The following is an 11,324-nucleotide window of genomic DNA, read 5'->3' on the forward strand; positions in this document are numbered from 1 at the left end:
GTCGTGAAGGCGTGGACGCCTTACGCCCCAAGCCCAAGGGCAGACCCCGGAAGCCCGACTCCCCACCGCCTGCAGAAGTATCCGAGCTAGAACGGCTACGGCGGGAGAACGAACGCCTGCGGGCCGAAGTCGCATATCTGGGAAAATTGCGAGCCTTGAGGGGTCAAAAACAAAGATGAAGGTCCAGGCCCTCATCGCCCTCAAGGCTGACTTCCCGCTTCCGCTTCTTCTTCAGGTCTCAGGCCTTGCACGATCCACGTTTTTCTATCACCAGGCGCGCCTCCAAGCCCCTGACCCGCAAGAGGAGCTCAAGGCCTCGATCAGGGACATCTTCAAGAAGAACCATGGCCGATACGGGCACCGGCGTGTGCACAGTGAACTGCTCAATCTCGGCTGGGCAGTTGCAAAGAAGACCGTGCTGAAGTTGATGCGAACACTCGGCCTGTTCTGCAGAGTCCGACGCAGGAAGCGCTACAACTCCTACCAAGGCGAGGCGGGCATCATTGCTCCCAACCTCCTGAACAGGAAGTTTGACGCCGCTGCCCCAAACCAGAAGTGGGTAACTGACGTGACAGAGTTCAGTGTCGGAGACCGCAAGCTCTACCTCTCGCCGGTAATGGACCTATTCGACCGGCAGATTATTGCCCACAGCATCAGCACATCCCCGAACCTGGATCTGACTAACAGTTCACTGCGTGCAGCCCTGACATGCTTGGATCCTGGGCAGCAACCCCTCGTGCATTCGGATCAGGGGTTCCAGTACCAGCACATCTCGTGGCGGGGCCTCTTGGCGAACGCCGGCGCAGTCCAATCAATGTCCCGCAAAGCCAACTGCTATGACAACGCCGTGATGGAAAACTTCTTCGGACACCTCAAGGAAGAACTCTTCCACCGTGTCCGATTCCTCAACACCGAAGCCCTAACAGCAGCACTGCACGAATACATCCGCTGGTATAACGAAGAGAGAATTTCAACCAAGCTGAAGGGCAGGAGCCCAGTACAGTATCGTGCTCAGATGCTTGCGGCATAGGTCCTTTTCAGCACACTTGAACGGGATGCTTCGCATAGGGACCCTCACTGCGTATAAAGCTTCGCGATAACTCTTTCAAACACAGAACGGACTTGGGATGGATGACCGCCAGCATCTTCCGCAGCCAGAGCGGCGTTGAGGAGAACGCTTAGTTCGTCTAAAGACGCGATTCCATTGGGCAACCGCAAGTACCAGTCATAGCCCCTCGGCCGAGGCTCAAACCCCGCTGCCACAAGGTACTCATCGAGAAAATCGTCAATAATCTCTTGGTCCTGATCCGTGAAAGGGACGCTCCTGGTCGTCGTCGTGGAGCCTGCGGTTGTCACAACAACTGGAAGCACCTTTTGAACACTGCGTCTGGGACTGCGGACACCACAGCCAGGGCCAGCGACGGCGAGTACCAGCGCTTCCCACCCGTTCTCAGGAAGTAAGACGAATCCGGCTAGTGATGGCACTGTCAAAAAGTCGTTCCACACGCGCAAACACCCTTTAGGTCAAATGAAGACTAAGAGACAGACTCAAAGTACATCGAAGTTGGCCAGGCCGACACCGAGCAACGAAGAAGTGGCCGTCCCAAGGGGGACGGGCACTTCTGTAAAGAGCCGATCGCGGCGTAAGTCCCGGTCAGTCAGCACAGCTGGACTAGGACCTTCTCTCACAAAAAGATGGAACCATTCCGATGATCCGGACACTATGAAGTATGAGTGGGGGATCAGATGACACGGATGAGGCCTTGTGGCTGCTCGCGGTAAACGGTGATGGTGATGCATTCGGGGCCCTTTTCGATCGTCATCGGGACAGGGTGCTCACGCATGCAATGCGGGTCGTTGGATCGGCCCATACTGCGGAGGACATCACGGCCATCGTCTTCTATGAAGCCTGGCGCCGGCGGGAGTACGTGCGCATCGTCAACGGCAGCATCGTTGCCTGGCTACTGGTCACGGCAAATAACACGATCCGGAATCACAATCGGCAGCGAAGACGTTACAGGTCCTTCTTGGAACAGCTTCCGCCACCGGCCCTGACGGCGGATATCGCCGATGAAGTTGTTGATGCTGCCGAGCGCGAGTCGGAGGCCAGGACTTTGCGGGATGCTTTCTCGCGCCTCAAGCTTCAGGATCGCGACGTCATCACTTTGTGTGTGATTGAGGGGTTAAGCCTGCGGCAAGCCGCCGTGGCCCTCGGTGTTGCAGAGGGAACCGTGAAATCCCGCCTGCACCGCGCGAAGACCAGGCTCGGTGCCTTGTACGGGCAACTGGATTCACCTGAGCCACGTCATGATCACTCACTTCACGAGGGGAGAACATGGTGAGATCACAACAGTTCCAGACTGACCGCAGTGATGCGCTCCGACAGCAGCTAATAGAAATGCCGAAGGCAGTAAAGAACCGCGAGCGTGCTCAGGGTCAGCGGTCCCACTTTCAACACCTGCGGCCGCAAGATTCATCGGCAAGTACTCGGAAACGACTGGGTCTGCGGGTAGGCGCCGGCGCTCTCGCGGGTGGGTTAGTTCTTGGTGCGTTGGCACTGGCTCTAACACCCGAGGACCGATCGGAAGACGCTTCGAGAATCATCGAATCACTGACCAAGGCTCAGCAGGAAGTGGATAAGCTGCCTGCCGGAGCCCTGCCGGTTCTAGCCAATACAGGTATTGACCCGTCCCAGACCAGGCTCCTGGGACACAGCGCAACGATCAGGTACTACGGTGCCCCCGCCCCGGAACAGATCACAAATGGCGCCACCGCCGGCAAGACGATCTGCATGATTCCCGTCGATGCCCGAGGGGAAAGCAAATCGCTGGGATGCACACTATTGAAGAGCTTCGAGTCCTACGGCCTCAAAATCGAGACCCCGGATAGAACTGAGGCAGGTTGGTTAGTAGTTCCTGCGGCTGCAGAGAGCAGCTTGGAATCAGTGAAGAACGAGGCCGGCTGGAGCCGACAGGCGCCGAACTTTCTCGTCCGCAACAACAATTGATACAGCCAAGGCTTGCCACGAGAGGCAGCTAGCCTGCCACGTTCATCGGCGCCCTAAAGGACCTCTAAACGGGGAAGAGTATAAGGAAGAAGTCCCCGTCCGACTCGGACGGGGACTTCCTCGAACAGCCGACGCCAGCCGTTAAAATGGAACTCGCACATTTACGAGTCCAACTTCCGGGGACCAGTTCAATGGTTCCCCGGGGCCCTTGGCGTCTGTGGCTAGGCTGGGGCCATGAGCGAAACCTTCCGCAAGTTCCTTCGCACCCTGCCAGACTTTCCGTCCGAGCTGCCGGGCTTCGACCCGGACAACGCTCCGCAGGACCCGGCCCTGCTGTTCAAGCAGTGGCTGGACGAGGCGCTGGACGCGGGGGAGCAGCAGCCGCACGCGTTCAGCCTCGCCACGGTCGGGGAAACCACCGATGGCGTCCCGCAGCCGTCCTCGCGCATGCTGATCCTGAAGAACATCGACGACGACGGCTGGCACTTCGCCACGTCCCGCACCTCCCGCAAGGGCCGGGAACTGGCGGAGTCACCCCGGGCAGCGATGAACTTCTATTGGCCCGGCCTGGGCCGCCAGGTCCGCGTAGCAGGCGCCGTGACCGAACTGTCCGCGGAGGCGTCCGCCGTTGACTGGCATGAGCGCCCCAGGGCCGACGGCACGGACAACCCGCACTGGCAGCTCTACGCCCTGCAGCCTGTTGAGATCGAGTTCTGGCAGGCCAGCAACGACGGCCACCACGTGCGCCACCGTGTCGGCCCGGAAGGGCGGCCGCTCTCCTGACAGCTCCGCTAGGCTGGCCGCATGACGTCTCCTACTCCTGCCGGCCTGCTGGCTGGGCTGCACAAGGCCGGCGCGGCCCTGACCGCCGCCATGGACCGGGTCCCGGATGGCGGCGAACGCGCTCCGTCCACCCTTCCCGGCTGGACCCGCGGACACCTCCTGGCCCATATCACCGGTATTTGTAACGCGTTGGCCCGCCAGGTGGAATACGGCCGTCGCGGAGAGACCGTGGAGCTTTACGACGGCGGCGTGGACGGCCGTAACCGTGCCATCGATCTTGCCGCCGGGCACAGCCTTCAGCAGCACCGGGACGACGTCGCCGAAGCCATGCAGAGGGCGCTCACATCCTTCGATGCCTTGGACGATGAGGAGTGGCAGACACCCATCGCGTTCCGCAACGGCGTGATTTTCGACGCCGGCCTGGCGCTTTGGCGGGAACTGGTCATCCATACCTCGGACCTGGACACCGGAGCGGGCCCCGAAGCCTGGAGCAAGGAATTCTGCTACCACCTGTTCGACTTCCTCGCCGCACGGATTCCACCCGACAAGCGGCTGGTCCTGCAGCCCGTGGCCCTGCCGCCGCTGGCCCTCGGCGCGGGCGGCAGCACCGTCGTCGTCAGCGGCATGGTCACGGACATCGCCGCGTGGCTCGCCGGCCGGCAGCCATCGCTGGACAGCCTCCGCGCCACCGCCGCCGGCGACGGCACGGACCTCCCGGACCTGCTGCCCTGGCCTTCGGCGATGCCGGACCCCGCCTGAGCCTCAGGCGGCCTCGCGGGCCAGCAGGCTCTCCTTGATCCGCAGGCCCCAGCGGAAGCCGCCCAATGAGCCGTCGGTGCGGATGACCCGGTGGCAGGGGACAAAGAGGGCGGCCGCGTTGAAGGCGCAGGCACTGGCCGCGGCCCGGACGGCCTTGGGGTTCCCTGCCAGGGCGGCGTACTCGGTGTACGTGACAGGGAAACCTGGTTTGACCTCCCGCAGCACGTCCCAGGCGTGCGCACGGAACGGTCCGGACTGCTGGAGGACCGGCACTGCCATGACGGGGGCGGGATCGCCGCTGTAGAAAGCTTCGACGGCGGTTGAGATGCCGCCGAGGTCCGTCACCTCTTCCACGGCGTCGGGCCGCAGCGAGGGGTGGACCTGGCCAATCAAATCCGGCAGGCCGGCTGTCCAGCCCGAGGCCAGGACCGCGCCGTCCCGGGCGAGGATGGTGAACGGACCGTCCAGGGTGGACAGCTGGAGCAGTTGGGCTTTCATGGCGTCCCTTTCGCAGGGGTGGTGGATGGATTGGCGGGCCGGGCGGCGGCGCGCCAGAGGTGCATGGTGGCGTAGGAGCGCCATGGGCTGCTCTCCCGGAAGTCCGCGCTCAAGGTGCCCTCCCCATTGTCGAGGGCGCGGATCCCGTTGCGAACGGCGGCGTCGTTGGCAAGGAAGATGTCCGGTGCGCCGAGGACCCGCATGGCGACGTACCCCACCGTCCAGGGCCCGACGCCGGGAAGCGGCAACAGTGCCGCGGTGAGGCTTGGCAGGTCGTCACCGTACCCGAACTCAAGGCGCCCGCCGGCCATCGCGTCCGCGGCGTTCAGCAACGATTCAATCCTCCGCCGGGGACCGCGCAGCAAAGATCCCGCCGCCGTGATCTGCGCCGGCGTCGGGAACAACCGCTCCAGGCCTTCACCGGGTGCGCCGGCGGGGCTGCTGGCGGCGGCGAGTTGGGTCAGCGCGGTCCGGGCGGCCGCCACCGTGATTTGCTGCCCCACCATCGCACGTACCAGTAGCTCCTGCGGATCCAATGCCCCTGGAAGCCGCATCCCGGGGGCGGCGGCAACGGAAGGCGCCAGCCGGCGGTCGGCGGCGAGGGTGCCGTCAATCGCCTCCGGGTCCGCGTCGAGGTCGAACAGGCGCCTGACGCGGCTGAGCAGGGCCGGAAGGTCGCGCAGGTCCACCGCGCCGACGGTGAGGGTCAGGGGCCGCCCCCGCGCGTCGTCGTCGTACTCCACCCGGAATCGGGCGTCGCCGTGCGGCAGGCGCAGGGTCCGCGCGTAGGAGGTGGGCGTGCCCACCTCGATTCCCGGGATGGCACGCACGGCCAGGAAGGAGAAGATGCCGGTATCAAACGGCGCCCGGTAGGGCAGGCTCAGCGTCAGGGCGGTGGCGCCCGCCGCAGCTGCCGGATGCCGGGCGGTCCGGCGCAGCGCCGTGGGGGTCATGTCGAACACTTCGGCGATGGTGTCGTTGAACTGCCGGATGCTGCTGAAGCCGGCGGCGAAGGCGACGTCGGCAAATTTCATCGACGTGGACACCAGCAGGGTGCGTGCGGTCTGTGCCCGCGCCGCACGGGCCAGCGACAAAGGACCGGCACCGAGTTCCTGGCCGAGGATGCGGTTGAGCTGGCGTGCGGAGTAGCCCAGCCGGGCAGCAAGACCCGCCACGCCGTCCCGGTTGATGATGCCGTCGTTGATCAGGCGCATCGCCCGGCCGGCAACGTCCTGGCGTACATTCCAGGCGGGTGTTCCCGGGACAGCCTCCGGGAGGCAGCGCTTGCACGCCCGGTACCCTGCCTCGTGTGCGGCCGCGGACGTCTCGTAGAACGTCACGTTCGATGCCTTCGGCGTCCGGGCCGGGCACGAGGGCCGGCAGTAGATCCCGGTGGTGCGGACGGCTGTGAAGAACTGGCCGTCGAACCGGGGGTCGCGGGCATCAATTGCCCGGTAGCGCTGCCAGAAGTCCATTCCTCCATCCTGCCAGCCGCGCGCTACTGCTACTAGCGGGAATCGGACATGGCCGTGGGCGCGGAAACTCGAGTGACGGGGCCTTGGGCGCGCAGATGAAACCGGCTGCATCTGGGTAAGGTCGAGCAATGAACCAAAGCATTGGGGCAACGGAGGCGCTGCGGGAATTCCTGTCCGCGGACGCCCGCGAGCTGGCCCCGCAGCTGCTCGGTGCCGTGCTGACCCACGAATCCCGGGATGGCGCCGTGTCGGTCCGGCTCACCGAGGTGGAGGCCTACCTGGGGCCCGAGGACTCGCTGCATCCGGACCCCGGCTCGCACACCTACCGCGGCCCCACGCCCCGCAACGCCCCCATGTTCGGCCCCGCAGGGCACCTCTACGTGTACTTCACGTACGGCATGCACCACTGCACCAATATTGTCTGCGGTCCGGCCGGTGTTGCATCCGCCCTGCTGCTGCGGGCCGGGGAGATTGTTGACGGGCTTGAGCTGGCACAGCGCCGCCGCCCGACGTCGAAAAGCCCGGCCGACCTCGCCAGCGGTCCCGCCCGACTCGCCAAAGCGCTGGGATTGACGACGGCGGACAGCGGCCGGGATGCGCTGGCTCCGCCGTTCGCCCTGGAGCTTCCGTCCGGACCCGGAGGGCCCGTCAGTTCCGGGCCGCGCGTGGGCGTGGCGGGCGCAGGGGGTTCGGCGGATTACGCCTGGCGTTTCTGGCTTGCCGGGGACCCCACTGTTTCCAAGTACAAAGCGGCGAAGCAACGGATCCGCAAACCGGCTGCCGAGCCACCGGGGTTTCACGAGCGTTAACGGAAATGGTTGTAGAATGGACGGTCTGTCTTTCGCGATAGGGGAACGTTGATGCTCGACGCCGAATTGGCCCACGAACGGGACTATGTTGCCGGCCTGTATGCCCGGCTGGAGGAGCTCCGTGAGGAAAAGCGCCGCCAACTGGCGCAGGTCCGCCGGGCCGGAGCCGTGGGCACCATGCAGAACGTTTCCGAACGTGATGCGTTCGCGGCCTTGTATGAGGACCGCCTGGCCCAACTGGACGCCGTGGATGACCGGCTGGTGTTCGGCCGCCTGGACCTGGATTCCGGCGAAGCCCAGTACATCGGGCGCATCGGGCTCGCCACCGAGGACCTGCAGCGGCTGATGGTGGACTGGCGGGCGCCGGAGGCCGGGCACTTCTACCAGGCCACCGCCTTTGACCGGCAGGGAGTGCGCCGCCGCCGGCACCTGATCCTGCAGGGCCGTGACGTCAAGGCCATCGAGGACGATGTGCTGGACGCCGCCATGCTCACCGACGAGGAATCGCTCCAGGGCGAAGGTGCCCTGCTCGCTGCCCTGAATTCCAAGCGGACCGGCCGGATGTCGGACATCGTCAGCACCATCCAGTCCGAGCAGGACCGCATCATCCGGTCCTCCATCTCCGGTGCCGTGGTGGTCCAGGGCGGGCCGGGCACCGGCAAGACCGCCGTAGCGCTGCACCGTGCCGCCTACCTGCTCTACACCCACCGTGACCGGCTCAAAAGCGCGGGCGTCCTGCTGGTCGGCCCGTCGTCGTCGTTCATGAAGTACATCGAACGCGTGCTGCCCTCCCTCGGTGAGACCGGGGTTGTCATGGCCAGCGTTGGCCGCCTGATGCCAGGCATCCATGCCGTGCCCGAAGCGGACGCGGACGTGGCCGCCATCAAGGGCCGCCTGGACATGGCTGTCATCGTGGCCAACGCCGTGTCCAACCGGATGCGCGTCCCCGCCCAGAACCGGGTCCTGGAGGTGGACGGGCGCAAACTCACCTTGACGCCGCGGCAGGTCCGCCGTGCCCGGGAACGCGCCCGCGCCACCGGCAAGCCGTACAACGAAGCACGAGTGACGTTCGTGAAGATCCTGCTGCGCGAACTGACCGAGCAAATGACCGAACTCGTCGAAGCCGGGAATATCGGCAACAATGCCGACCGCTCCTACCTGGCCGAGGATGTGCGGACCGCCCGGGACGTGCGGATCGCCCTGAACCTGTGCTGGATGCCCATGACGCCGGAGAAGCTGATCTCCGACCTCTTCAGCAAGCCGGAAATCCTGGAGTTCTGCACCCCTCACCTGACCCCGGCCCAGCGGGCCCTCCTGCAGCGCCCGGCCGATGCCCCGTGGACGGAATCCGACGTCCCGCTGCTTGACGAGGCCGCCGAACTGCTCGGCGAGCTGGACCCGGCTGCCGGGCGCGGGCTGGCACAGCAGGAGCACGACCGTGCCCGGGACCTCGCCAACGCGAAGCAGACTTTGGTCAACATGGAGGCCGCCGGCGTTGATCCGCTGATGTCCGCGGAGGAGCTTGCCGAGCAGAACCAGGAGCAGGACGCCCGGCAGACCGCCGCCGAGCGTGCCACGAGCGACCGGACCTGGGCGTTCGGGCACATCGTGGTGGACGAGGCCCAGGAACTTTCGCCCATGCAGTGGCGGCTCCTGGTGCGGCGCTGCCCACTGAAGTCCTTCACCATCGTGGGGGACATCGCCCAGACCAGCTCGGTGGCCGGTGCCAACTCGTGGCAGGGCGCGCTGGCCCCGATGTTCGGTGACCGGTGGCAGCTGGAGGAGCTGACCGTCAATTACCGCACGCCCTCCCAGATCGCGGAGGCCGCCGTCAGGATGGCCAACGCCGCCGGCCTGGTGGTGTCCGCTCCCAAGGCGGTTCGTGAGGGACGCTGGTCACCGATCATCGATGAGGTTGCGGCCGGCGCCGTGGTGGACCGGCTCGTTGAGGTTCTTCCGGAGGAGTTGGGAGCGCTCGACGGCGGCCTGCTCGCCGTGATTGCAGACGGTGACCTCCTGCCTCAGGCCACGGCAGCCTTGCGCGCTGTGTATGGGCGACGGATCGGGACCGGGGCTGGAAGCTACGAACAGGACATCGTGGTGATCAGCCCGCGCGAGGCCAAGGGTTTGGAGTTCGACGGCGTCGTGGTCTTGGAGCCATCCACCATGCTCAACCACGAACACGGCAAAGTCGGCGACTTGTATGTGGCCATGACCCGTGCCACGCAGCGGCTCCGGCTGATTGCCGCCGAACCCGTGCCGGCCGGGATTGCCGGCTGACAGGGCCTTCGGCGTTACTGCTAACTTAGGAAGCGTGCCAGAACTGAACAACCTCGAACCGCAGCGCAACGACCCCACTTTCGCCAACATTTGGCAGGAACTGAAGTGGCGTGGGCTGGTCCATGTCTCCACCGATGAAGCAGAGCTGGAAAAGCTCCTCGCCAACGGACCGGTCACGTACTATTGCGGTTTCGACCCCACCGCGCCGAGCCTGCACCTGGGCAACCTCGTCCAGCTGCTCGTCATGCGCCGCCTCCAGCTCGCCGGCCACAAGCCGCTCGGCCTGGTGGGTGGGTCCACCGGCATGATCGGGGATCCGCGTCCGACGGCGGAACGCACCCTGAACACCAAGGACACGGTGGCGGAGTGGGTCGGCTACCTCCAGGCCCAGGTGCAGCGCTTCCTCTCCTTTGACGGCGACAACGCTGCCAGGATGGTCAACAACCTGGACTGGACGGCGCCGCTGAGCGCCATCGACTTCCTGCGGGAAGTGGGCAAGCACTTCCGCGTGGGCACCATGCTGCGCAAGGACGCCGTAGCATCGCGGCTGAGCTCGGATGAGGGCATCAGCTACACCGAGTTCAGCTACCAGATCCTGCAGGGCATGGACTACCTCCAGCTCTACCGCGACTACGGCTGCGTCCTGCAGACCGGCGGCTCGGACCAGTGGGGCAACCTCACCAGCGGTACGGAACTGATCCGCAAGGTTGAGGGCAAGAGTGTCCACGCCCTGGGGACCCCGCTCATCACCAACTCTGACGGAACCAAGTTCGGCAAGAGCGAGGGCAACGCCATCTGGCTCGACGCCGGCATGTGCAGCCCCTACGCGTTTTACCAGTTCTGGCTCAACACGGCAGATGCCGATGTAGTTGACCGTCTCAAGGTGTTCACCTTCCTGACGCGTGCGCAGATCGAAGAAATCGCCGTGTCCGTGGCCGAGCGGCCGTTCGCCAGGGAAGGCCAGCGGAAGCTTGCTTTCGAAGTGACCTCTTTGGTGCACGGCGTGGAAGCCACAGAAAAGGTCATCGCCGCGTCGGCTGCCCTGTTTGGGAACGGCGATCTGGCTGCTTTGGACAAGGCAACCCTCCAGGCAGCCACTTCAGAACTTCCCACGGCTACCGTGCAGGTGGATGAGATGGGAATCGTGGACCTGCTGGTGGCATCCGGCCTTTCGGAGAGCAAGTCCGCTGCCCGCCGCACCGTAGGGGAGGGCGGCGCCTACGTGAACAACGAGAAGGTGTCCGATCCCGAAGCCGTGATTTCCGAATCCGAACTTCTGCACGGGCAGTACCTGTTGCTGCGCCGGGGCAAGAAGAACCTTGCCACCGTTGAAGTGGTGGTTCCCTAGCACCTTCCGGACCTTCATGCACGCCCTTCGGCAGCCGATTTGCACGGCTGCCGGGGGGCGTGTAATGTTTTCTGAGTCGCCGCCGCTGAGTGGTGACAAACCCCCAACTGATGAGAAGCAATTCTTGCCGCGGAACACGTGGACTTGGAGAAATTGCTTCTTATTCTGCTGGGCGGATTCATTCCACCGAGTGAATTCCGGGAAAATCGCCGGATTTGCAAAAGTGAATATGAATGAAATAAGATAAAAACATCGCAGCGAAGAAATACGGAATAGAAATTCTTAGAATTGTTTCCGCAAGTATTCGATATGTGTCTGTTGTTTGAGAACTCAATAGTGTGCCAAGTTTGTTGATACCAATTGTT

At 64.4% G+C, this 11,324-nt stretch carries 12 protein-coding genes; 8 read left to right on the top strand and 4 right to left on the bottom strand.

Going from position 1 to position 11,324, the window contains the following annotated elements:
- The first annotated feature begins 175 nt into the window (after nucleotides 1–175).
- Nucleotides 176–1,030 (top strand): IS3 family transposase, encoded by an 855-nt coding sequence (locus QRN53_RS21705; RefSeq protein WP_285245879.1) that lies wholly within the window; start codon nucleotides 176–178, stop codon nucleotides 1,028–1,030.
- A 44-nt stretch (nucleotides 1,031–1,074) separates the two neighbouring features.
- On the opposite strand, the gene QRN53_RS21830 is transcribed toward QRN53_RS21705, so the two are convergent.
- Nucleotides 1,075–1,506, bottom strand: a complete 432-nt coding sequence (locus QRN53_RS21830) for a DUF5956 family protein (RefSeq protein ID WP_350224195.1) — start codon at nucleotides 1,504–1,506, stop codon at nucleotides 1,075–1,077.
- Between the two features lie 224 nt (nucleotides 1,507–1,730).
- Here QRN53_RS21830 and QRN53_RS21710 point away from each other — a divergent pair, with 224 nt between their 5' ends.
- The 4 genes from QRN53_RS21710 to QRN53_RS21725 all read left to right on the top strand — a co-directional run bounded on the left by QRN53_RS21710 (nucleotide 1,731) and on the right by QRN53_RS21725 (nucleotide 4,549).
- On the top strand, nucleotides 1,731–2,342 hold the full coding sequence (locus QRN53_RS21710; RefSeq protein ID WP_285245880.1) for an RNA polymerase sigma factor: 612 nt from the start codon (nucleotides 1,731–1,733) through the stop codon (nucleotides 2,340–2,342).
- Nucleotides 2,336–3,007 carry a hypothetical protein gene (locus QRN53_RS21715; protein WP_285245881.1) on the top strand — a complete coding sequence of 224 codons (672 nt, stop codon included), beginning with the start codon at nucleotides 2,336–2,338 and terminating at the stop codon, nucleotides 3,005–3,007. Before QRN53_RS21710 ends, QRN53_RS21715 begins: the two co-directional genes overlap by 7 nt.
- A gap of 234 nt (nucleotides 3,008–3,241) precedes the next feature.
- Nucleotides 3,242–3,790: a pyridoxine/pyridoxamine 5'-phosphate oxidase gene (locus QRN53_RS21720; protein ID WP_285245882.1), complete on the top strand. Its 549-nt coding sequence runs from the start codon at nucleotides 3,242–3,244 to the stop codon at nucleotides 3,788–3,790.
- A 21-nt stretch (nucleotides 3,791–3,811) separates the two neighbouring features.
- A complete protein-coding gene (locus QRN53_RS21725; protein ID WP_285245883.1) occupies nucleotides 3,812–4,549 on the top strand; it encodes a maleylpyruvate isomerase family mycothiol-dependent enzyme in 738 nt (245 codons plus the stop codon).
- Between the two features lie 3 nt (nucleotides 4,550–4,552).
- Here QRN53_RS21725 and QRN53_RS21730 read toward each other — a convergent pair whose 3' ends face one another.
- Together QRN53_RS21730 and QRN53_RS21735 are read right to left on the bottom strand one after the other, a co-directional pair.
- Entirely contained in the window at nucleotides 4,553–5,047 is a 495-nt protein-coding gene (locus QRN53_RS21730; RefSeq protein WP_285245884.1) for a methylated-DNA--[protein]-cysteine S-methyltransferase, read from the bottom strand.
- Nucleotides 5,044–6,522 carry an AlkA N-terminal domain-containing protein gene (locus QRN53_RS21735; RefSeq protein WP_285245885.1) on the bottom strand — a complete coding sequence of 493 codons (1,479 nt, stop codon included), beginning with the start codon at nucleotides 6,520–6,522 and terminating at the stop codon, nucleotides 5,044–5,046. Before QRN53_RS21735 ends, QRN53_RS21730 begins: the two co-directional genes overlap by 4 nt.
- 128 nt (nucleotides 6,523–6,650) lie before the next feature.
- Here QRN53_RS21735 and QRN53_RS21740 point away from each other — a divergent pair, with 128 nt between their 5' ends.
- The 3 genes from QRN53_RS21740 to tyrS are packed head-to-tail and all read left to right on the top strand — an operon-like array spanning nucleotide 6,651 to nucleotide 10,959.
- Nucleotides 6,651–7,331 carry a DNA-3-methyladenine glycosylase gene (locus QRN53_RS21740; protein ID WP_285245886.1) on the top strand — a complete coding sequence of 227 codons (681 nt, stop codon included), beginning with the start codon at nucleotides 6,651–6,653 and terminating at the stop codon, nucleotides 7,329–7,331.
- Nucleotides 7,332–7,382: 51 nt separating this feature from the next.
- A complete protein-coding gene (locus QRN53_RS21745; RefSeq protein ID WP_285245887.1) occupies nucleotides 7,383–9,611 on the top strand; it encodes a HelD family protein in 2,229 nt (742 codons plus the stop codon).
- Between the two features lie 34 nt (nucleotides 9,612–9,645).
- Nucleotides 9,646–10,959 carry a tyrosine--tRNA ligase gene (tyrS, locus tag QRN53_RS21750; protein WP_285245888.1) on the top strand — a complete coding sequence of 438 codons (1,314 nt, stop codon included), beginning with the start codon at nucleotides 9,646–9,648 and terminating at the stop codon, nucleotides 10,957–10,959.
- Between the two features lie 178 nt (nucleotides 10,960–11,137).
- On the opposite strand, the gene QRN53_RS21755 is transcribed toward tyrS, so the two are convergent.
- Nucleotides 11,138–11,324 (bottom strand): hypothetical protein (locus QRN53_RS21755; RefSeq protein WP_285245889.1); only part of this gene is annotated, 187 nt, incomplete at its 5' end.

It is taken from the genome of Pseudarthrobacter sp. fls2-241-R2A-127, from assembly GCF_030209355.1.
Taxonomy (GTDB): domain Bacteria; phylum Actinomycetota; class Actinomycetes; order Actinomycetales; family Micrococcaceae; genus Arthrobacter.

What these genes read in the sequence shown, in the direction of transcription:
- QRN53_RS21705 (WP_285245879.1), top strand. Translation starts at nt 176, where the DNA reads ATGAAGGTCCAGGCCCTCATCGCCCTCAAGGCTGACTTCCCGCTTCCG.
- QRN53_RS21710 (WP_285245880.1), top strand. Translation starts at nt 1,731, where the DNA reads ATGAGTGGGGGATCAGATGACACGGATGAGGCCTTGTGGCTGCTCGCG.
- QRN53_RS21715 (WP_285245881.1), top strand. Translation starts at nt 2,336, where the DNA reads ATGGTGAGATCACAACAGTTCCAGACTGACCGCAGTGATGCGCTCCGA.
- QRN53_RS21720 (WP_285245882.1), top strand. Translation starts at nt 3,242, where the DNA reads ATGAGCGAAACCTTCCGCAAGTTCCTTCGCACCCTGCCAGACTTTCCG.
- QRN53_RS21725 (WP_285245883.1), top strand. Translation starts at nt 3,812, where the DNA reads ATGACGTCTCCTACTCCTGCCGGCCTGCTGGCTGGGCTGCACAAGGCC.
- QRN53_RS21730 (WP_285245884.1), bottom strand. Translation starts at nt 5,047, where the DNA reads ATGAAAGCCCAACTGCTCCAGCTGTCCACCCTGGACGGTCCGTTCACC.
- QRN53_RS21735 (WP_285245885.1), bottom strand. Translation starts at nt 6,522, where the DNA reads ATGGACTTCTGGCAGCGCTACCGGGCAATTGATGCCCGCGACCCCCGG.
- QRN53_RS21740 (WP_285245886.1), top strand. Translation starts at nt 6,651, where the DNA reads ATGAACCAAAGCATTGGGGCAACGGAGGCGCTGCGGGAATTCCTGTCC.
- QRN53_RS21745 (WP_285245887.1), top strand. Translation starts at nt 7,383, where the DNA reads ATGCTCGACGCCGAATTGGCCCACGAACGGGACTATGTTGCCGGCCTG.